The 21,026-nt window shown below is 45.1% G+C and carries 17 protein-coding genes; 11 read left to right on the top strand and 6 right to left on the bottom strand.

Going from position 1 to position 21,026, the window contains the following annotated elements; translation table 11 throughout:
- Both ACX6CI_RS20990 and ACX6CI_RS20985 read right to left on the bottom strand, forming a co-directional pair.
- Positions 1 to 564, bottom strand: coding sequence for a DUF4136 domain-containing protein (locus ACX6CI_RS20990; RefSeq protein WP_458775603.1), 564 nt, complete (start codon positions 562 to 564; stop codon positions 1 to 3).
- A 34-nt stretch (positions 565 to 598) separates the two neighbouring features.
- Positions 599 to 1,447 carry a hypothetical protein gene (locus ACX6CI_RS20985; RefSeq protein WP_458775602.1) on the bottom strand — a complete coding sequence of 283 codons (849 nt, stop codon included), beginning with the start codon at positions 1,445 to 1,447 and terminating at the stop codon, positions 599 to 601.
- Between the two features lie 617 nt (positions 1,448 to 2,064).
- Between ACX6CI_RS20985 and ACX6CI_RS20980 the strand changes: the two genes are divergently transcribed.
- Positions 2,065 to 3,876 (top strand): AMP-dependent synthetase/ligase, encoded by a 1,812-nt coding sequence (locus tag ACX6CI_RS20980; protein WP_458775601.1) that lies wholly within the window; start codon positions 2,065 to 2,067, stop codon positions 3,874 to 3,876.
- Positions 3,877 to 3,898: 22 nt separating this feature from the next.
- On the opposite strand, the gene ACX6CI_RS20975 is transcribed toward ACX6CI_RS20980, so the two are convergent.
- From ACX6CI_RS20975 to ACX6CI_RS20965, 3 genes are read right to left on the bottom strand one after another with little or no spacing between them, the layout of a single operon-like run.
- Complete coding sequence (locus ACX6CI_RS20975; RefSeq protein WP_458775600.1) at positions 3,899 to 5,140, bottom strand: TIGR03790 family protein; 1,242 nt, start codon at positions 5,138 to 5,140, stop codon at positions 3,899 to 3,901.
- A 1-nt stretch (position 5,141) separates the two neighbouring features.
- Positions 5,142 to 6,068, bottom strand: coding sequence for an alpha/beta hydrolase (locus ACX6CI_RS20970; RefSeq protein ID WP_458775599.1), 927 nt, complete (start codon positions 6,066 to 6,068; stop codon positions 5,142 to 5,144).
- Positions 6,069 to 6,116: 48 nt separating this feature from the next.
- Positions 6,117 to 8,258, bottom strand: coding sequence for an alpha/beta fold hydrolase (locus ACX6CI_RS20965; protein WP_458775598.1), 2,142 nt, complete (start codon positions 8,256 to 8,258; stop codon positions 6,117 to 6,119).
- Positions 8,259 to 8,433: 175 nt separating this feature from the next.
- Between ACX6CI_RS20965 and ACX6CI_RS20960 the strand changes: the two genes are divergently transcribed.
- The 5 genes from ACX6CI_RS20960 (at position 8,434) to ACX6CI_RS20940 (ending at position 13,712) form a co-directional block, all read left to right on the top strand.
- A complete protein-coding gene (locus ACX6CI_RS20960; protein WP_458775597.1) occupies positions 8,434 to 9,522 on the top strand; it encodes a putative NPN-dependent ornithine cyclodeaminase in 1,089 nt (362 codons plus the stop codon).
- A 1-nt stretch (position 9,523) separates the two neighbouring features.
- Positions 9,524 to 10,420, top strand: a complete 897-nt coding sequence (gene rocF, locus ACX6CI_RS20955; RefSeq protein ID WP_458775596.1) for an arginase — start codon at positions 9,524 to 9,526, stop codon at positions 10,418 to 10,420.
- 198 nt (positions 10,421 to 10,618) lie between these two features.
- Positions 10,619 to 11,692, top strand: coding sequence for a TRAP transporter substrate-binding protein (locus tag ACX6CI_RS20950; RefSeq protein WP_458775595.1), 1,074 nt, complete (start codon positions 10,619 to 10,621; stop codon positions 11,690 to 11,692).
- 152 nt (positions 11,693 to 11,844) lie between these two features.
- The gene (locus tag ACX6CI_RS20945; RefSeq protein WP_458775594.1) at positions 11,845 to 12,384 is read left to right on the top strand and encodes a TRAP transporter small permease subunit; all 540 of its coding nucleotides are present in this window, start codon (positions 11,845 to 11,847) and stop codon (positions 12,382 to 12,384) included.
- Positions 12,381 to 13,712, top strand: a complete 1,332-nt coding sequence (locus ACX6CI_RS20940; RefSeq protein WP_458775593.1) for a TRAP transporter large permease — start codon at positions 12,381 to 12,383, stop codon at positions 13,710 to 13,712. The genes ACX6CI_RS20945 and ACX6CI_RS20940 overlap by 4 nt, the downstream gene beginning before the upstream one ends.
- Before the next feature lie 83 nt (positions 13,713 to 13,795).
- Here the strand turns inward: ACX6CI_RS20940 and ACX6CI_RS20935 are convergent, their stop codons facing one another.
- Positions 13,796 to 14,503 carry a FadR/GntR family transcriptional regulator gene (locus ACX6CI_RS20935; RefSeq protein WP_458775592.1) on the bottom strand — a complete coding sequence of 236 codons (708 nt, stop codon included), beginning with the start codon at positions 14,501 to 14,503 and terminating at the stop codon, positions 13,796 to 13,798.
- A gap of 619 nt (positions 14,504 to 15,122) precedes the next feature.
- Here ACX6CI_RS20935 and ACX6CI_RS20930 point away from each other — a divergent pair.
- From ACX6CI_RS20930 to ACX6CI_RS20910, 5 genes are all read left to right on the top strand, one after another.
- Entirely contained in the window at positions 15,123 to 16,274 is a 1,152-nt protein-coding gene (locus ACX6CI_RS20930) for a TRAP transporter substrate-binding protein (protein ID WP_458775591.1), read from the top strand.
- 200 nt (positions 16,275 to 16,474) lie between these two features.
- Positions 16,475 to 16,978 (top strand): TRAP transporter small permease subunit, encoded by a 504-nt coding sequence (locus ACX6CI_RS20925; protein WP_458775590.1) that lies wholly within the window; start codon positions 16,475 to 16,477, stop codon positions 16,976 to 16,978.
- A 9-nt stretch (positions 16,979 to 16,987) separates the two neighbouring features.
- Positions 16,988 to 18,328 carry a TRAP transporter large permease gene (locus tag ACX6CI_RS20920; RefSeq protein WP_458774855.1) on the top strand — a complete coding sequence of 447 codons (1,341 nt, stop codon included), beginning with the start codon at positions 16,988 to 16,990 and terminating at the stop codon, positions 18,326 to 18,328.
- 406 nt (positions 18,329 to 18,734) lie between these two features.
- Positions 18,735 to 20,342: a citramalate synthase gene (gene cimA, locus ACX6CI_RS20915; RefSeq protein ID WP_458775589.1), complete on the top strand. Its 1,608-nt coding sequence runs from the start codon at positions 18,735 to 18,737 to the stop codon at positions 20,340 to 20,342.
- 123 nt (positions 20,343 to 20,465) lie between these two features.
- Positions 20,466 to 21,002, top strand: a complete 537-nt coding sequence (locus tag ACX6CI_RS20910) for a winged helix DNA-binding protein (RefSeq protein ID WP_458775588.1) — start codon at positions 20,466 to 20,468, stop codon at positions 21,000 to 21,002.
- Positions 21,003 to 21,026: the final 24 nt, after the last annotated feature.

The raw sequence follows: 21,026 nt of genomic DNA, 5'->3' as shown, positions 1-21,026 counted from the left end.
CTACTTTTTCGCTACTGGAAATGATTTGAGTATGTTTCCAACCAACCTGTTCACATAAAGGGCAGCTTCTTCTTTGTCTAGATCCTTTAAAACACGATCAGTACCGCTCCCCCGCCAAAGCATAGTGTGACTAACAGGATCGAGCACATCAAGCAATATAGTACCTTCTTTGTATTCGCGACTGGTGTCACCCTTTTGAACCTCAAGAGGCATACTCGAAGCCACTGGACCATAACCATAGGAGCTATACAAATGAGAAACAGACTCAACCTTAACCTTTGTTTCCACAGCACCAAACCAGCTGATCAGAAAATCAGGTTGTCCCTGAGTGGCTTTTATATACCCCTTTTTCTTCAACTCTTTCTCAACAGAGACCTTAACCCACTCCGCTACATCAGGGTTGTCTACCCGAACGCCCTCCAGGGAAGCGTCCTTCATATCTAACCAACCATAAGCAAGCAGATGACTAAAATCGGCTTTTTCACTAATCTCTGTCTGCACATCAACACCACCACAGGCAGCGAGGGTCAGCATCAATAGACAGCTGAGCATAATTCGTTTCATTTCAACATCTCCTAAAACTATTCAGTACTACTCTTTATTGACCAAAGATATTCTGCATTCCTTTGAGCAGCTCTCCTGCCTCTTCCATAATCTGCTTTTCTTCTTCTGTCATATTTTCCTGGGCCGCAGCACCATGCAGCGCACTCATGCCCTTTTCGGCAGCCTCAGGATCTTTGAGAGAATCAATAACCTGCTGGCCCATCGCCTCAGCCACGGCATCTGCTTCCGGATCAACCTTTGCTTCTATTCCTACGGGATGTACAAAATGCCTGGGATCAATTTTCCCGGTATCAACGGAAGTTGCCATAGTAACGAGCTTCATCCCCATCATGTTGACTTCAACCTTAAGCGGGATTCCTGTCCCATGCATGACATAGGTCGCACCACCACCCATAATATCTATCTTGTCACACTCATACCCCAGAATTTCAGTGGCCTTCTCCTGAATACTACCGCCCATTCCACTCGTAAAAGCAGTGCCCATTTCCTCGGCATTTTTCAAAACCTGTTTTTTCTCTTCCCGGGTCAACTTAGCATAGGCTTTGGCCATATATTTTTGAGGATTAACACTTTTAGTTCCCTCTTTGGCCTGAAGATCGTATGAATAAACATAATCTTCATCAACAAACTCGACCCTCTTCTCCTCCACTGCCATCCCCATTATCTTGGTGATTGAATCCGAATAAGTCGCCTGTTCTTTCCCGTAATCACGTATATAAAGTATTTCTTCTCCCTGCTCCAATCCACTAATGGTGTAGTTGATTGTTGCATTTTCAAAGGGTAGTTTCTTCGTCCAGGGTACCTCTTCTGCCCAGGAAGCTGTGTATGAAAACAAACCTATTATCACTACAAGACAGCATTTACACAAATTTTTAACTTTCATAGTAGCCTCGTATTAAATTCAATTTCATACAACCAGTTTATCTATTCGGATTTTAAAATTAAAAAAAAATCAGAAAACGAATACCCCTAGCAAGGGTATCCCTCAAAAAGACCTACCCACAGAAATCGCAAAACAAACCGACACTCAGCTCAGTTTTCAATCTGAAGTCGTACGCTTACCTGACAGATGTAACCACTTTCACAAAATCCATTCATAAAAAATGATACATCAGGACCTAAAATGCCCCCCAAAGGACTAAACTGATAACAATCTTTTACTTGTACAACACGTTACCAGAAAGCAAAACTTAATTCCAGAACCAGATAGGCAACATATTATTTGTGCACCAGGCTGGTGAAAGCTTATAATATACTAACCCCAGTAAACAGAAAATAAGCTGGGAAAGAGCTTTGTCGGTTAATTCGACCTCACGATTTCGCATAGCTCACTGCGTTTCTTGTTATTTAGGACAGAAGTTCAATGGTAAGGCACTAAATAAGCGGAGACTTCGAGATATCAGCTATATGCCTGTGGTAAAATTTATCACAAGCCTCAACCTTGGACGAAAATTTTATTTTTTCAACAGGCTCATTTATTCTAGCTAACAAGGGGGACCAATGACAAAAAACAGCCCTACCGATTATATCTCTGCCCATTCTTGCGATTCTCTTTCTGAACTATTTTTAGAAAGAGTACAGCGCTCCTCTGACCAGGTTGCCTACGCACATTTTTCTGCAACTAACACCTGCTGGGAAGAAGTAACCTGGCAACAAATGTTTACACATCTTTGCCAGTGGAGGGCTGCCCTAAAAAATGAACATCTTACCCCTGGTGACAGGGTGGCCATAATGCTGCCAAACTCCATTTTCTGGGTTATGTTCGAACAGGCGGCACTATCTCTTGGCCTCATAGTTGTTCCGCTCTATTTCAACGACAGGCCTGAGAATATAGCCTATATATTAAAAGATACTGATTCAAGGGTCCTTATTTGTCCCGGCAGCATCTATTACGACGATCTCGCCCCCAAATTAAGAGATGTAACCAGCCTGCAGAGAGTAATCACCATAGATGATTGCCAAGTCCAGAAACCAGAGTCTTTACTGATTTGCCTTAGTGACTGGCTTCCTGCAATAGACAAAACAGATACTGGCGTCTTTACACCAACCAATTCAGACACAGCGACCATTGTTTACACCTCCGGTACCACTGGCCCACCCAAAGGAGTTATGCTGAGCCACGAAAACATTCTCTCCAACAGTTATGCAGGGCTTCTCGCCATGGACATCTACCCAAGTGATTCATTTCTATCATTTTTGCCACTGTCACATATGTTGGAACGAACAGCCGGATACTATTTACCTATAATGGCCGGTGCCAGTGTTACTTTTGCAAGATCCATCCCGGACCTGGCTGAAGATCTTTTGACCATCAAACCAACTGTAATGGTTGCAGTTCCCAGAATTTTTGAAAAGATGTACGCCAGCATCACCTCCAAGGTCCAAAGTGCATCTCCTGCCAAGACAAAACTATTTGAGAAGGCAATCGACACTGGCTGGCAACATTTCCTGTTCACACAAAAGAGGGCAAGCTGGAAGCCGTCCCTTCTCCTGCAACCAATACTAAACAAGCTTGTAGGAGTAAAAGTTCGTGATAAACTGGGCGGCAATCTCCGTATCATCATCGCTGGTGGTGCTGCTCTTTCCAGTGATATCTCCAAGTTTTTCATAGGCCTTGGCTTGCCAATCTATCAAGGATATGGCCTTACGGAGACAAGCCCTGTTGTCAGCGTCAACCGGGCTGAAGACAACCACCCCGACTCTGTTGGCAAACCACTTTCCGACATATTGGTAAAGTTAGGTGATCATGACGAACTTTTAGTTAAAGGTCCTTGCAATATGCAGGGGTATTGGAACAACAAAAGTGCCACCAATGAAATAATTGACACCGATGGTTGGCTCCATACAGGCGATAAGGCAAGATTAGAAGATGGTCGTATTTTTATAACGGGCCGTTTAAAGGAGATCATCGTTCTTAGTAACGGAGAGAAGGTGTCTCCCACCGATATGGAAATGGCTATCAGCCTTGATCCGATGTTTGAAAACACTATGGTGATTGGAGAGGGACGCCCCTACCTCACACTCATTTGCGTCCTCAATCCATTTTTCTGGGAGGAGTTTGCCCAGAAGCTAGGCGTTCCTGCAACTCAGGAGTCCTTAAGGCTCCCTGAGGTAAAAGAGGTCGTTAAAGACAGGGTGGACAAACTGTTAAGTGGTTTCCCAGGATTTATTTTCATAAAAGAAATCACCTTAAATCTCTCACCGTGGACTGTGGAAGAAGGCCTGCTCACCCCTACCCTTAAAATGAAACGTAAGGTCATTGAACAACATTTGGCCAAAGACATTGAGTCCATGTACCGCGATGCAAACTAACCAAACTGACTGCTTAACCATCTCACCCCTCTGGAGTTGAGCTTAGCTCCAGAGGGGAAAATGGTTGATACAAAGGGTCCCCCACTAACACCATCTGCCATGAAATATACGGTAGAGAAACCAGATACGCCTCCCCAAGACTCATATATCCTTCTATAAGTTGAGCGAAAAATATCTGAGGAAGAGGGAAGCCCTGAACATATGGTTCATGGACAGGGCCGATCGTTGCTGCAACACCTTTTTCCAGCATCTGCTTACACCAGACCTTACTTTCCGACTTGCGCAGGGTTGTACATTCGCTACTTGCAATGTGATAACCTATGGCCCCCCGCTGCCAGGCAAAACTATCCACATATTGACCAAGAGAATACCAGCCACAATACAACGCAGCATCAGGACAGGCCTGTGGTGCAAAGAGTTGTCCCGTCTCATCAAGCGTTACCGGCAGTCTGTGCCCCACAATCTTAGCGATTTTATGAAGGGAGAGGTCGTAAAAACCATAGCCATCATTTTTCCCGGCTGATTCGGCCTCTGACCAGCGTGCATCAAAATAGGCCCGTCCTTGCAGACCATGTTTCTCAGCCCAGAGCGTGTCATCGATAACGCGATACACCGTCTCAGGATCGGGCCCATCGAGGCGAGACACTAATAATACATCATTTTTGGTTATCGCTAACGCCTGCCCCTGATAACCAAGGTAATAGGGGTTTTTAATCCAATCATTAAGATCATATTCTGTTACCTTCACAAGGGAGAGTTCCGAGTCAACGGCAGCCCGCTGATTAAGGTTCAATAATTCACTAATTTTTTCACCAAGACGCTTTTTCTCTATCTTTATGTCGGGAACATCTTCGTTACTATTTTCTTCAAGTTTCTTCTGGTCTAAACGATAATCTTGAATGCGCTCAATGGTCTCGCGGCCCGGCACTGGAGCCGCAACCTTCAGCGGCACGCCATACATGAGAACAATAGCAGCAATGCGTTGCTTAGGTGGGTTTAGTTGTAACTTATCAAGTAAGGCAGTAACCGCCGGGACAAGCCCCTGATCATACTCCTGCCGCGCCATGGTTTCCTCAAGACTAAGGGACAGGGACAGAAGGTGGGAAGGAGGAATACCGCGTTTTCCCATATAATATTTTGCAAGGTCAACGCTGCCAGCCATATCCTTATTAGCGACAACCAGAACCTCGCTAGGTTCAAGACCAAAGACCAGGCGTGGGAGTATACAAAGTGATAGAATAATGAAGAACCTGAGAGAACCCATCTCAGTCCAGTCGATGTACGTTTTCAAAACGGGCCATCGAATCCATCATCAGGTTAAAATATGGATTTGCATTTTCCACAGGAGGATCATCCGGGGAGGAATTCACCCCGTAGACATGTTCAGCTAACACAACACCGGCATGGGAAACGCCGACACGCTTCGGTACAACAAATGATTCAAAGCAACCCTCAATCAGGATTTCTTCAAAATCTGCTAGCAGATCAGTGCGTACAACCCTGTCCGCGTCAGACCAGGCCGAAAAAACCTTGGTTGGAAATACTTCGGCAGCGGCTATTTCCTTAAGCAATACCTGGTTTTCTACCATCAGAAAAGCGAGTTCACGTCCAGCGACAAGGGGAACCCGTTTGTAGCGATAGGGATTTTCATCAATAAGGGAGCAACCGGTTGTGAGTAAGGGAACAAACGGCAGCTTTAAAAAGCCTTCAATAATTGGAGAGAGTATATTTTTTTTACCGCCATACAAACCAAAGGCTGCCGAAAATAGATACAATTCCCCCCCAAGTCTTCGGTCTTGTACTATAAAATGAAACGCTAAAGCCCCTCCGGTGGAAAGCCCACCTATGGACACACGACAATCGCGTTGAGTTGCCACCTCAATTGCAAACTGTATGTTTTTCTTCCAGGCATCCAATTTGACACCACGCATACCGTTTGCATGGTTGAACCCATGACACTGAAGTAACGGCAGATACACATCGTAGCCCAGGTCATGGTGGAAATAATTTCCAATAGCAAGCACCGAGTAAGGGGAGTCGGACAAGCCATGAATCAGAATAATCGACCGATCACTTCCGTCCGGATGCAGTAACTTCCTCGGATGACAGAAAGGCCGGACATCATCCTTATTAATATATGGAAAGGCATCATAGTATGCATGCCAGACTGATTCCTCAGTTACCCCAGTCAATCTCTTGCTCCACTCTTATTTTCAGTTAAATCGGATAATTCTCTTCGATCACAAGCTTTGAGCAAATGATACTATTTTTCTTACCACTTTGGCGGCCCCTTCGCCATTGATAAGAATGTGTTGATCTGAACTCAGCAGACAAAATTCTTTATTTTTTGAACCAATCTTATTGTACACTTTCCGCGACCCCTTCGAATCAACCACCTGATTTTCATCGGCCTGAATTACAAAAACCGGCTGATGAACATTACTATAGTTTTTGCTGATTGACCCCAGATAATCACCAAGCTGGCGAATACCCTCTACAGGATTCTCCACATAGTTAATGAGACTGTTTCCATAGGAAAACTCCAGATATTTCTCCTGAGCCTCACCCCGGCTGAGTTTATTTAACATCCTGTTCCAAACATCCTGGGCCGGCATAAAATTAGTTGAATAATTTTTTAGACTATATGGAGGGCAAACGGCAAAGGCTCCCTTCACCTCCGGGACCCTGCCAGCAAGATCAAGACTCAGACTGCCACCAACACCAACGCCTCCAACAATGACATGTTTACACAAAGAACTCATTATGACATAACCGTTTTCCACCGCCTCAACCCACTGTTGATAATTTCTTGTTGCAAGATCTTCAGCAGAGGTGCCATGACCAGGAAGCCTCACCACATAAACCGTGAATCCTTTTTTCCTGAAAGATCTGGCTATGTTTTCAACCTCTTTTGGCAGGGACAGGTAACTGTGGACCAAGACCACACCTGTTTTTCTGACCCCCTGCAAAAGAAAGGGTCTGCCAACGCAAGAACTCCCGCCATCTCCAAGCCTGCCAAATCGACTACAATCCAGGTTATACTGATCCAGGTTCTTTTTCAGGAGATACCTGGCAACTGAGTGTTTAAGAAGGATGTTCGGTTGTAATGCTATGGATTTAATAAGAAACTGTAACTTTTTTAGCGGTTCTACCTCATTGGCCATAACCTCAATGGGGTTATTAATCCGTCCCCTGTGTAGACTGAGGGGAACTGATAATTTTGAACGGTCACGAACCAGATATTTCCCCTTTTTTTCAACAATGCCCTTTTCAAGCGCCAATTTTAAGAAGTTCTCATACTTTTTATATCTATCATCGGTAACAAGGTGGCTTTGTTCGGACTTCAGCGACTTGTGAAGAGCGATATCAAGGCCACGAGCCTTATCACTTATGAGTGTTGCGGCATAAAATACCCTGCGCCTAAACTCGGTCTCAAGCAATCGTTTAAAGGGGTAAAGCCTCAGAAAACTGGCAAATAGATGTTCGTGGTTCACCGTAGTCAGACTATAGATATCATCCATATATTGCTGCATGACGTTATAGGCAGTAGTCTTCATCTCCTTTTTAATCTCCGGAGAAACCGAATACCCGGTGAATTCAGAATCCATCCAACTATCAGAGAGGTAGTTGTTGATCTCAATGGGCTTTCCAAAACGAATATCAAGATCAACCCCAGAAAGCAGCATCGTACCTTCTGTCATAATTTCTTCAACCACCCTTTCGGGCATATCTTTTACAATCTTAGAGGCTATATCAAGGGCGATATTTTCAGCGGCCCGAATGGGGTAATAGGTGAGATTTACAGGTACAATAGTTGTGGGCTGCTGGGCCACCTCCCTGAAGCTCTTTACACCCAGCAGCTCTAACATTCGGTTCGTACTGCCTGGCGCTTCAGCTTCTTTCACCACAAGTTTCTGGCGGTATAACTCCGCGCGAAGGGCAAGCGCTGCAGCCCCTGTATGGGGTTCATGCATGCCGCTTGGATGGGCAATCATATATTTGCCATCGTCGACGATTTTTTTGGTCTTGACCATACTTCCTTCAGGGAAGATGATCCAGTTGGAATTACCAGCCAGTAAACTCTGAAGAATAAGTTCATCACGCTGGGGATCCGCCGTTGAAACCACCCCTACAAGGTCAAAAAGCTTTTCCAGCCCCCCTTTAAAAAGGACCGCAGCAGCAAGGGAGTATACAGGTTTCCCTGTAAGTTCATATATATAATTAGGAAGAATAATGGTCTCGACCCGCGTGAAATGGTTCATCACAAAAATGGTGGGTCCAGAAGGAAGGTTCTCTTTGCCGTGCGTGACAATGTCAGCCTTGGTCAGACGAGAGAGCGCTTTGATTGCAAGACCGGTCGTCAAAAAAGCGGATCGATTCATAAGCACCTGACAAAGTTAAAGAAACGTTGTGACATAGATAACTTATATTGTATATCTATTACACGTATTGGTCAAGTTACAGGCCACCCGAACAAAGATTGCAATTTTTCTAACAATTCATATAATCCATTGCAATTGAATTCAATGAGTAAACCATACAGAAGAGAGGATGCAAATGAGCCTGACTGTCACCTACACCCCACCTGACTTTGATCAAGAATTTTTAATTAAAAGCCCCCTCGCAACCCTCAAACCCGCACCGGGTGACGGACTCGCCCCCGATAACTATCATGCGACCTCCAACCACCCTGAATACATCAAAGTAAAAGATGACAAATGGGCCCTTGCACCAGAGAGTAGGATGGATGCCGTTTTTGTAGTGAAAAACTTTGAGGTTGATGTGGTTGAAGCAAGAAACCTTAAAGCCGGTGACATGGTCGTAACTGGCCGCACTGAAAATGGTGAAGAAGGTATTCTTGTCCACAACACCGGATTTGACCAGATAGAGGAAAATGAAGACAAGTTCTCTTTCAGGTCTCGGGGCACAAGAGAAACTCCTTTTTCCTACTCCTACGACGCCCTATACGAAATATTAAAACATGACCGGGACCATGGTCATATTGTCTGGGTTCTTGGCCCCGCTGTTGCTTTTGACAAGGATTCCAGAGCAGCCATGCAGGGGCTGATTGAAAACGGCTACTGCCATGGCCTTATGGCGGGTAATGCCCTTGCCACCCATGATATAGAAGCTGCAATATACAACACCGGCCTCGGTCAAAACATTTACACCCAGACCCTACAACCCATGGGCCACTACAACCACCTCGACATCCTCAACCAGGTAAGAAAGGCGGGCTCCATCAAAAACGCCATCAAAACCATGGGAATAGATAATGGTATAATGTACGCCTGCGAAAAATCCAACGTCCCCTATGTGTTGGCGGGCTCAATACGCGACGACGGCCCCCTGCCGGAAACTGTTGGTAATGTATACACCTCCCAGAACCTGATGCGTGAACATGCCAGAAAGGCCACCACAGTCATCACAATGGCAACCCAGCTCCACTCCATCGCCTTTGGCAATATGACGCCTGGTTATAAGGTTTTAGAGGATGGAACAGTTCGCCCTGTTTATTTTTATGTGGTGGATATGTCAGAATTCAGCGCTGACAAACTGGCAAATAGGGGTTCTGCCCAAGCCCAGGCTATTCTCACAAACGTTCAGGACTTTATCGTCAACCTTTGGAATCACCTCAGGAGATAAAATGTCTATGACAAAAAAAGCCCGAATCATTGGCATCCCCATGGACCTTGGCCAAAACCACCGGGGTGTAGATATGGGGCCAAGTGCTGTACGCTACGCTAATCTTGCGCAAAGCCTTCAAACCCTTGGTTATGAATGTTTTGATAGTGGGGATATAACTATCCCCGGCCATTACGCTTTGAGCGACACCACCATAGAAAAGCGATTACCCCTCATCGAAAAAGCGTGTACCACCGCCTATGAACTTGGTCGGGCAGCCATTAAGGCTGGCGAGATTCCAATCTTCCTCGGTGGTGACCACTCCGCCTCCATAGGCACTGTCGGTGGAGTGACCCATGGCTGTGATGTGGGACTCATCTGGATTGATGCCCACGGAGACTTCAACACTCCCGAAAGTTCCTACAGTGGGAATGTGCACGGTATGGCCCTTGCCACACTCCTTGGCAAAGGCGCCCCTGAACTTATAAATATTGGTCGCAGTGGCCCTAAGGTTAAACCTGAAAACACGGTCATGATAGGTATACGCGACCTGGACCCGGAAGAAAAACTCCTCATTAAAGAGGCCGGGTGTACAGTTTTTACCATGCGTGACGTGGACGAGATGGGTATTCGAACAGTCCTTACCAATACCCTGGATATTCTAGGCCATCTCAATAAGCTTCATATCAGTCTCGATCTAGACGTCATGGACCCTCTTGATGCCCCAGGGGTAGGAACGCCTTCCCAGGGAGGCCTCACCTACCGTGAAGGCCAACTCATCATGGAGATCCTGGCCGACACAAAAATGATCCACTCTGTTGATATTATGGAAATAAACCCCATACTAGATATTCAAAACCGCACTGCCCAGATGGCAGTGAATCTATTATCATCACTTTTTGGCAAAAAAATCTTATAATGTCAGCTGAACCACTACAATTCCGTATTTTTCCAACACCGACAGGGCTTACAGCGTAAAGGTATTGATATAATACCTGTAACGTATTACATATATGCAACCTACATAATTATTCTAACTGCAAGTAACCGAGAACGGTGACCTGTAGCCAACCCCACCCACTGAGGGTATACCCTTACTCAAGTACTGGAGGAGACTATGAAACATATTGGAAAGATAGCCTTAGCATTTGCAGCTATTGCCATAGTAGCTACACCTGCAATGGCAGCAAAAAAGATCCGCTGGAAAATGGCCATGACCTGGTCGAGCACCCTGACCCCACTGGCCTCTCCTGCACCCAAACTTGCCAAAATGGTGGAAGAAATGACCGGTGGTAATTTTACCATTCGTGTTGAAGGCTCTGAAAAGCATAAGGCTCCTCTTGGAATTCTTGATATGGTTAAAGGTGGCCAATACGAAATGGGCCACTCCGCAGCATACTATTGGAAAGGTAAGGACATCACTTCAGTATTTTTTACCACCGTACCTTTTGGTATGACCGCAGCTGAGCAAGCCGCATGGCTCTACTACAACGATGGCATGGAGCTGCAACAAAAGACCTTTGATAAGTTCGGCATCTATTCCTTCCCTGGTGGTAACACTGGTGTACAGATGGGTGGATGGTTCCGTAAGGAAATCAACTCTCTTGATGACCTTAAAGGTCTGAAAATGCGTATCCCTGGTCTTGCTGGTGAAGTTTTTGCAAAACTTGGTGTCAACGTAACCAATATCCCACCAGGTGAGCTCTACACAGCCCTTGACCGTGGCACCATTGACGCCCTTGAATGGGTTGGTCCTGGAATGGACATCAAAATGGGCTTCCACAAGGTTGCTCCATACTACTATGCTGGCTGGCATGAGCCTGCATCTGATATGCAGTTCCTTATCAACAAGAAGGAGTTCGACAAGCTTCCTGCCGAATATCAGACTGTCCTTAAGACAGCCATGCAGGCAGTTTCAGCAGATATGTACAGCGACAACTTCAACATGAGTGCTGTCGCCTGGGGACAAATAAAAGAAGAGTTCCCTAATATTAAAGTTAAAATCTTCCCTAAAGAAGTTCTCAAGGCTATGAAAAAGGCCACGGATGAGGTTATGGAAGGTTATGCTGCTGAAAATCCTGATTTTAAAGAAGTGTATGAATCACAAAAAGCCTACATGAGCAAAGCTCGTGAATGGACCAAAATGTCTACTCAATACTACTTACAGACATCCGAAATGGTTGCTGAGTAAGACGCAGGTCGTATGTAGTTGCTAAAAACCGCCCCCCCATAACTTTTATGGAGGGGCGTTGTCATTTTTGCTCACTTGTATCCATATCAGATGTACAACGTCGGATACTTAAAGCAGGCGTCACCACTGAAAATTGAAGTAGGAGTAGAAGTATGTTGATTAAAGCGGAACAGGTTTTTATGCGGATGAACCGCATACTCGGTAGAATTCTTTCTGTGGTACTACTGCTGATGACATTCAATGTGTTTTTTGATGTTGTCATGCGCTATTTCTTTCGCAATAGTTCAGTGGGAATGCAGGAGATGGAATGGCATCTCTTTTCTATTGTTATTCTTTTTGGGGTATCAGTTGCTCTTCTTGACGAAGGGCATGTTCGGGTGGATTTCCTCTACGACAGGTATACTGTACGAAAAAAGGCAATTATCAATATTTTTGGTACAATCTTTTTTTTACTACCACTTGCCCTGTTGATTTTCTTTGGCTCATTCAATTTCGTAAATGATGCCTACCAAATCAAGGAGATCTCAGAGGATCCCGGTGGACTTCCTTTTAGATGGGTCATCAAGGGTATGATTCCCCTGGCCTTTTTTACCCTTATCTTCGCATCTGTAGGTTACACCATAAAAAACATAAATCTATTACGAGGTGAAAATGCTGCTCGGCTCACCAAGACACAGGAGGTGAGCAAATGATTGGTATTGTAATGTTCTTTGCAGCCCTAGCCATGTTGTCAGTGGGCTATCCGGTGGCCTTTACTTTCGGTTCTGTTTCGATATTCTTTGGTATCTTTGCAGCCATCATAGAACTCGCCCCAGATCTTGGCTTTGCTCTCGTTTCCGAAGAGTTTTTTCAGATGTTTTCTATGATGCCGTTTCGTATTTACTCCATCATGAACAACACGATTTTAATGGCGATCCCACTTTTTATATTTATGGGGATCATTCTGCAAAAATCGGAGCTGGCCGAGCGTCTTCTTGAAGCCATGGGAACACTCTTTGGCAAGGTCAGGGGTGGAGTTGCAGTAAGCACTGTACTGGTTGGAGCCCTTCTTGCCGCATCCACTGGAGTGGTTGGAGCCTCGGTTGTTGCCATGGGAGTTATCTCTCTTCCAGTTATGCTCAAATACGGTTATTCCAAACAGCTGGCAACCGGGACCATCTGCGCTGCCGGAACCCTGGGGCAAATCATTCCTCCTTCAATTGTACTTATTATCTTAGGCGATGTATTTCAACAACCTGTTGGTGACCTTTTCCAGGCAGCGGTGGGGCCTGGCCTTCTCCTTGTTGTCTTATATATTACCTACATCCTCATTTTGGCCTTTATCAACAAAGAAGTAGCGCCTCCACTTCCCCCACAACAGGGAACCCGTTCTGGAAATGTCAAAAGGGCAGTTTTTGCAATTTTTCCACCACTCACCCTTATTATACTTGTGCTGGGTTCTATTTTTGCAGGTATCGCAACACCCACAGAATCAGCCTCGGTTGGTAGTGTTGGTGCACTTATACTTGCCGCAATGTATAAAAAGCTCAGCTTTCAGATCGTTGATGAGGCGGCCATTGAGACCGTCAAAATCACGGCAATGGTTTTCGCCATCCTTATTGGTGCCACAGCCTTTTCCATGGTCTTTGTCTATAGTGGTGCTGACTACATTGTTGAAGATACACTCACTAATCTTCCAGGACAGAAATGGACCTTTATTTTACTCTCGATGCTTGCCATCATGGTGCTTGGCTTCTTTATCGATTTTATTGAAATTTCCTATATTGTTGTACCGATACTGCTCCCTATTGCCGAAGCAATTGGTATCAACCCACTCTGGTTCGCAATCCTTATTGCCATGAACCTGCAGACCTCTTTTCTCACACCTCCCTTTGGTTTTTCCCTCTTTTACCTCAAAGGAGTATGTCCGCCTGAGGTGAGGACGGTCGACTTATACCGTGGTGTGATTCCGTTCATCATTATCCAGATGTGCGTACTCTTTTCCATTGTTATCTTTCCCGGTTTCTACGGCTTTAAGTAGAATACATTAAATAAAAAGCCCCGTTTGTGCTGAGCACAAACGGGGCTTTTTATTTTCGACCATGAATTCTTTATCAGTACATATCAAGTATTTCTGCCCTTAAAGTAGTTCTGTACAAATCGTATATGATTCTGCATTGCATCATACGCATCCTGGGGAACGCGATGTTCTACTGCTGCAAAAATTTCCGTGTGATGGACGATTACTTCTTCCAAAGCGTCCCGGTCCATGTACATATGGGTCAGATTCTTTTTAATGCCAACAAAGAGAAAATCATAAAAATTTCTCATCAGGTGAATGAGAACTGGATTCTTTGTTGAAAAGGTAATCGCCATATGAAATGCAGCATCTGATCCGGTTCCAATCCTGTCTGTTGTAGCAAGATCTTCTTCCATTTCCACGAGACTCTTCTTAATAGCAATGATGTCTGTTTCTGTTGCCCGTTGTGCAGCGAGAAATGCAGCATTGCACTCAAGGCCCATGCGAACCTCAAGTAGATCGTCAAGAGTTGCCTCATCTGTAGCCATAACAGCCGCGAGCGGGTTCCCTTCTCTTCGCTCAGGAGAACTGACAAAAGTTCCCTGTCCCTGGCGATGCTCCAATAACCCCATGGTAACGAGTTTATTAATGGCGTTTCTCACAGATGTTCGACTTACTGCCATTGATTGGGCTAGTTCCCGTTCAGGTAATATCTGCTGCCCCGGCTTAAATTCACCTTTATAAATCAACTCGCGAATTTGTTCAAAGACCTGATCAGAAATACGCTTTGGTTTTATTGGTTTAAGATTCATTATTCCCGAATATTCTAAAATTGACAACGGCGGCACAATTCGTACAAAAAACGAAATGGGTCCGACCATCATACTTAGTGCAATTCATAGAGTAACTGCACTGACTACACACTAAAACCTGTCAACAACAGAGCCACTAGGGTAGGCAATAGACCAATTTAATGCAACTCTAATCAACCCAGCATACACATTTCCTGTGTGATACCTAAGAAAAGAGCAGTATCAAACTATTTACCACCTGTTAATCACAAGGTTTTTTAGAGGTCCATTCAAATCGAGACCGGAGTTGTATAGCTATTTTTTTCTCAACCTAAGACGTTTTTCCTGGAAAAAAATTAACACGACCCACAACAAAATGTATTGGTATGACCATTTTTTGTAAAAATTCCCTCTATTAACTCAGCATAACCGCTGAAGCCACAATTGCCCTCTGCCCTTTTATTTATCAGAGATAACGACCAGGAGCAAGTTTTTTCTTGACACTATTTTTTAATATGATAAAAAATTGGTACTACCAATTCGTCTGTCAACCAATCAAGTTATCAGTTCGACTGGTAAGGCAGGTATTGGCATCAAAAGTTGTCAATGCTAAAAACAAAGATCAAAAGAGGAGTTACAAATGAAAAGATTTTTTGCAGTCGCTCTCACTCTGTTGCTGACCACAGGGCTCACCTTGAGCACAGCAAACGCTGCCAAACGAGAAAAGTTCGGTAGCGACCCCCGTCATGCTGAAGCCAAAAGGGTTAAGTTCAAGCCATCCACTGAAACAATTAAGTGGAAAATGGTTATGCCCTGGTCTAAAGGGCTGCTCTTTTATGATGTTGCTACTCACTTTGCTGACTCCGTAAGACTCGCTTCTGCTGGTCGTCTTAACATTAAGCCTTTTTCTGCAGGCGAACTCGTTCCTGCAATGCAATCCTTTGACGCTGTTGCTAAAGGTTCCGCTCAGGTAGGACATGACTGGCCTGGATACTGGAAAGGTAAGAATGAGGCTTTCGTTGCCTTTGCTTCCGTTCCTTTTGGTCTTGATGCTGAAGGGTATAACATCTGGCTCCAGGAAAAAGGTGGTTTGCAGCAGATGCAGGACCTTTACGGTCAGTTCGGTCTTTTCGCACTTCCTGGTGGACAGCTCGGTCAGGAAATGGGACTTTTCTCTAACAAGCGCGCAACCAAAATGGAAGACTTCAAAGGTATGCGTCTTCGTACCCCAGGCTGGTTCATGGATATCATGAATAACCTCGGTGCTTCCGTATCTCCACTACCTGGTGGCGAGGTATATCTCGCTCTTGAGCGTGGTGTTATTGATGCTGCTGAGTTCAGTTCTCCTGCAATCAACTACCCAATGGGTTTTGACGAAATCACCAAGTACGCTATTCAGCCTGGTGTTCATCAGCCTGGTATCCAGTGTGCACTCTTTTTCAACCAGAAAGCATGGGAAGAGCTTCCAGAAGATCTCAAGTGGATCGTAAAGATCGCTGCTGCTGAGACCCAGGCATGGTCCTACAACTGGATTAACGCTCTGAACGCTGAAGCGATCAACAAGTTCAAAGAAAAAGTTGAAATCGTGAAGATGGATAAAGAGACCCTCATCGAGTTCCGTAAGGTTGCTAAGACCTATCTTGATGAAGTGAAGACCAAGCACCCAGATGTTAAGAAAGCCCTCGACAGCCAGGAAGCATTCATCGAAGAGTACTCCGTATGGCGTGAAGCACGAGGTGGCGCTACTCCTTGGCCATATGAGACTTACATTTCAGGTCAGATTACTGAGTAAGTCCTCGTAAGTATCTGCTTTTGCAGACGTTTGAAAAGGCCCTCTCTAATGTACCAGAGAGGGCCTTTTTCCCCTGCGTTATTAGTTTCTTAGAAATTCATTTTTACATTATTTGAAATGAATTTCTAAGGCACTTATCCTGGCCGACTAGTTCTCGTTTACCGGGTTTTGTTCAATCATGTGACTACAAGGATTCTGTGATGTTCTCAAAAATATCTGACGGCATAGACACATTCACCAGGAAACAAGGTGAATTGACCTCAATGCTTATACTTCCCCTCCTGGGTGTTGTTATTTACGAAGTTATTATGCGTTACGGTTTCAACGCTCCCACCACATGGGGTTTTGAGGCCACCGCCTTTCTGTACGGTATGCACTACATGTTTGGTATTTCCTATACTGATGTCAAAAAAGGACACGTACAGGTTGATATCTTTTCTTCACTTGCACCAGTGAAAGTCCAGGCTGCACTCAGAGCAATTACAACTGTTGTTCTCTTTATGCCGGTTATGATCTGTATGACCGTATCCGCCAGCAAGTTTGCAATCAGTTCTGTTGAAGGTCTGGAAAGGAACTCCACAAGCTGGGCTCCTATTATCTACCCCTTTAAAATTGTTATGGCCCTCTGTTTTGCAATGCTGTTGCTGCAGGGTATTTCCAATCTCATAAAAGACCTGCAGGTTCTTTTTAACAACGATAAATAGAGGTTAATCATGAGTCCTGAAATGCTCACAGTGGCCATGTTTGGCACACTTATTTTCGCAATTACCCTGGGCCATCCACTGGCCTACACCCTTGCTGCTGTCGCGACCCTCTTTGGTCTTATTGATAACGGCTGGGACATCGTTGGCCTCTTTGACATGTTTTCCAATAATGCATGGGGCCTTATGAACAACTACGTACTGGTTGCCATCCCCCTCTTTATTCTGATGGCCCAGTTGCTTGATCGGTCAAAGGTAGCCGATGAGTTATTTGAGACGCTCTTTGTGGTCCTTGGTGGACTTAAAGGTGGGCTCGGTCTTGCGGTTGTCGTTGTTTGTACCGTATTTGCTGCCACCACAGGTATCATCGGAGCCTCCGTTGTTGCCATGGGACTCCTTGCAACACCTGCTCTCATGAAAAAGGGATATCAAAAGGAGATGTCTGCAGGTATCATCTGTGCCGCAGGTACCCTCGGTATTCTTATTCCGCCATCTATCATGATGGTTGTGTATGGTGGACTGACCGGAATGAAAGAGACCTCTGTCGGTAACCTCTTTGCCGGTTCCATCTTTCCGGGTCTGCTCCTTGCTTCACTCTACTTTGTTTACATCCTTATTCGCTGTAACATCAATCCCCAGCTTGGACCTCCTATCTCCAAAGAAGAGGCTTCTAACTGGACGGCTACAAAGAAAATTGTAAAGACCTTAAAGTCACTGATTCCACCAATGGCTCTCATCCTCGCTGTGATGGGAACTATCCTCGCAGGTGTTGCTACACCTACTGAGGCCGCTGCCCTTGGTGCTCTTGGTGCTCTTATTCTTGCTATTGCCAATGGAAAGTTCAACTGGACTGTTTTAAAAGAATCCGCCCATGCCACCATGTCGACTACTGCCATGGTTATGATGCTCTTTATTGGTGGTAAATTCTTCTCCACCGTCTTCCTCTCTATGGGTGGTGGTGATGTTGTGGCCGACGTGCTTGTTGGTTCAGGCCTTTCTAAGTGGACTGTACTCCTCATCATGATGGGTATTGTTTTTCTTATGGGAATGTTCATCGACTGGGCTGCAATCCTGCTCGTTACTGTTCCGATCTTCATGCCCATTGCAACCGAGATTGGTTTTGATCCGCTCTGGTTCTCCATCCTCCTGTGTGTGAATCTACAGACTTCTTTTCTCACACCTCCTTTTGGTTATGCTCTCTTTTACTTTAAAGGGGTTGCCCCGGAAGGTTATACCATGGGCCATATCTATAAGGGTATCTTGCCGTTTGTTGGATTGCAGATCTTAGGTCTTTTTATTCTTGGGCTCTTCCCAAGTATCGTAACATTTCTGCCAAACATCTTCTTTGGCTAAACGACGTCGTACCCCGGCATTCTTCTCCTTTACCGGGATCAGTACAAAAACAACCCATTCTGATTGTTTCAGGATGGGTGGTTTTTATTCAATCTTTCCCCCTAAAAACCCTCCCACCATCCACCTAGAATACTCATCTAAAGCCCGTTACGTGTCCCACCCATCCCCAAAGGAACGAAACAAATTTTAAGCTTTTGCTTTTTGCACCGAACTCTTTTATTATGCACGGTTGCATTTTGCGATTTACATAACCTCGGTAAAAGAGAAATAAGCCGGGATAAAGGCCTTCACAAAATTCTCTCACAAAAACAAGAGACGAATTTCTAAGACATAAATTATCGAATCTTTTCTCCCACACCCATTACGGAGTATGCAGTTTTTTCGATCCAAGGTTTAAAGGAAGAACATGACCCACATAGTTGAACTCTACGACACTACCCTTCGAGATGGTACTCAGGCTGAGAATTTCAACCTTTCAGTTGACGACAAGATACGCATTACCATTGCCCTCGATAAACTTGGAATCGACTTCATAGAGGGTGGCTGGCCCGGATCTAATCCCATTTCTGCTGAATACTTTACCAAGATGCGCTCTGTAACCTTACAACATGCAAAGCTTGCAGCTTTTGGTTCAACACGCCATATCCGCAACACTCCGGATAAAGATCCAAACCTCCTTGCCTTACTTGCTGCCGGCACTCCAGTTATCACAATTTTTGGCAAAAGCTGGGACATTCATGTTGAGGACGCCCTGCATATCACGTTAGAAGAAAATCTTCAGATTATAGAAGACACCCTGGCATTCCTTCGTCCACATGTAGAGCACCTTTTCTACGATGCTGAACATTTTTTCGATGGCTTTAAGGCTAATCAGGAATTTGCCCTGCAAACCCTTGAAAGTGCGGTTACGGGTGGCGCAGAAACCCTTATCCTCTGTGACACTAATGGAGGCACCTTACCCAACGAGATTCCTGATATAATCGAAACAGTAAAGACCCATTTGGAACGCGCCGGGAAATCTGCTAAAATCGGCATACATTCACACAACGACTCTGAAACAGCTGTAGCCAACGCGCTCATTGCAGTGACCGAGTCCAAGGTGGCCCAGATCCAGGGAACGATCAATGGCTTTGGAGAACGATGCGGGAACGCCAATCTTACCTCCATCATTCCCGCCCTCGTGTTTAAACTCGGTGTTGACTGCGAGGTAAGAAAACATATAGACAAACTGCACTCCACCTCACGCCTCATCAATGAGCTGGCGAATCTCCCTCACAACCGCTACCAGCCCTATGTTGGAGAATCCGCCTTTGCCCACAAAGGTGGAATCCACGTAAGTGCCGTCAAAAAAAACCCTATTACCTACGAACACATAACTCCAGATAAGGTCGGAAATTTTAGACGTATACTCATTTCGGACCAGAGTGGACGTTCCAATATTCTACATAAGGCCAAACAGTGGAAACTTAACCTTGAGCCTAGTGATCCTGTTCTTTCTACCATTATTGCTGAACTCAAAGAACTTGAAAATCAGGGATATCAATATGAAGGTGCTGAGGCAAGCTTTGAACTGCTCATGCGAAGGGCCATGGGCCTTCAACGCAACTTCTTTAAGTTTGAAAGTTTTCGGGTAATGAACCACAAATACCGCATGGATAAACCGCCGCTTACCGAAGCAACTATTCGTCTTTTTATTGGTGGAAACGAGGTTCACACCGCTGCCATGGGAGATGGCCCTGTTAATGCTCTTGATGGTGCCATCCGCAAGGCACTCGTTGAGTATTATCCAATCCTCGAAGAGATGGAACTAGTGGATTACAAGGTACGCGTTCTCACAGGGGAACATGGAACCCACGCAAGGGTTCGTGTCCTTATTGAAAGCAAAGACGGCGATTCAAACTGGGGAACGGTTGGAGTTTCTGTTAACATTATCGAGGCAAGTTGGCAGGCACTTATAGACGCCATCATTTATAAATTAATGAAGGAAGACCTGAAGCACCAGTTGAATAGTTGAACCTTTGCGATATTTTTACTGGTTTGTTTCACTATTTTCTGAGTGAGCCAAACCACGACTATTTCCGATCTATCCAGACCGCTGTCAGAGAGTACCCAAACAAGACTGCAACAATAAAATACTATGAGTAATGATCCGATCATCCCTGAAGATCCACCTATTGCACCTATCGTATCCTCAGAGCACCTGGCCTCTGAAGATTCATGGCCTCTCAGTGAATTTGAATATGGGATGATTATTGCCCACCACGCTTTCACCCGCTGGATGATTCGCTGTATGCACGCAGCAGGTTATGCTGACTTCAGCTCCCTTGACGTACTGGTCCTCCACAACGTCAACCATCGAAACCGGCAAAAGCGTCTTGTGGATATCTGTTTTGTTCTCCATGTTGAAGACCAGCACACAGTGAATTATGCGTTAAAAAAACTTGTCAAGAGTGGACTGGTTGCCCGGGAAAAAAAGGGAAAGGAAATCTACTACACCACCACAACAGAGGGACGGGACGCATGTGCCAAATATAGAGAAATACGAGAACAATGTTTAACATCGGCCTACCGAAAACTGATTTCCGACGGTTCAGAGATGAGTCATAATGCAGCCCTTCTGAGATTAATGTCAGGCCTCTATGACCAGGCATCACGGGCTGCCACCTCTTTGTAAGAGAAACCAGCCCCAAAATCCCTG

The organism is Desulforhopalus glucosivorans, from assembly GCF_054397165.1.
This window is presented reverse-complemented; position numbering and strand designations above follow the sequence as displayed.

Bases quoted from the DNA above. Each gene is read 5' to 3' on its own strand.
- ACX6CI_RS20990 (WP_458775603.1), bottom strand. From the start codon at position 564: ATGAAACGAATTATGCTCAGCTGTCTATTGATGCTGACCCTCGCTGCC.
- ACX6CI_RS20985 (WP_458775602.1), bottom strand. From the start codon at position 1,447: ATGAAAGTTAAAAATTTGTGTAAATGCTGTCTTGTAGTGATAATAGGT.
- ACX6CI_RS20980 (WP_458775601.1), top strand. From the start codon at position 2,065: ATGACAAAAAACAGCCCTACCGATTATATCTCTGCCCATTCTTGCGAT.
- ACX6CI_RS20975 (WP_458775600.1), bottom strand. From the start codon at position 5,140: ATGGGTTCTCTCAGGTTCTTCATTATTCTATCACTTTGTATACTCCCA.
- ACX6CI_RS20965 (WP_458775598.1), bottom strand. From the start codon at position 8,258: ATGAATCGATCCGCTTTTTTGACGACCGGTCTTGCAATCAAAGCGCTC.
- ACX6CI_RS20960 (WP_458775597.1), top strand. From the start codon at position 8,434: ATGAGCCTGACTGTCACCTACACCCCACCTGACTTTGATCAAGAATTT.
- rocF (WP_458775596.1), top strand. From the start codon at position 9,524: ATGTCTATGACAAAAAAAGCCCGAATCATTGGCATCCCCATGGACCTT.
- ACX6CI_RS20950 (WP_458775595.1), top strand. From the start codon at position 10,619: ATGAAACATATTGGAAAGATAGCCTTAGCATTTGCAGCTATTGCCATA.
- ACX6CI_RS20945 (WP_458775594.1), top strand. From the start codon at position 11,845: ATGTTGATTAAAGCGGAACAGGTTTTTATGCGGATGAACCGCATACTC.
- ACX6CI_RS20940 (WP_458775593.1), top strand. From the start codon at position 12,381: ATGATTGGTATTGTAATGTTCTTTGCAGCCCTAGCCATGTTGTCAGTG.
- ACX6CI_RS20935 (WP_458775592.1), bottom strand. From the start codon at position 14,503: ATGAATCTTAAACCAATAAAACCAAAGCGTATTTCTGATCAGGTCTTT.
- ACX6CI_RS20930 (WP_458775591.1), top strand. From the start codon at position 15,123: ATGAAAAGATTTTTTGCAGTCGCTCTCACTCTGTTGCTGACCACAGGG.
- ACX6CI_RS20925 (WP_458775590.1), top strand. From the start codon at position 16,475: ATGTTCTCAAAAATATCTGACGGCATAGACACATTCACCAGGAAACAA.
- ACX6CI_RS20920 (WP_458774855.1), top strand. From the start codon at position 16,988: ATGAGTCCTGAAATGCTCACAGTGGCCATGTTTGGCACACTTATTTTC.
- cimA (WP_458775589.1), top strand. From the start codon at position 18,735: ATGACCCACATAGTTGAACTCTACGACACTACCCTTCGAGATGGTACT.
- ACX6CI_RS20910 (WP_458775588.1), top strand. From the start codon at position 20,466: ATGAGTAATGATCCGATCATCCCTGAAGATCCACCTATTGCACCTATC.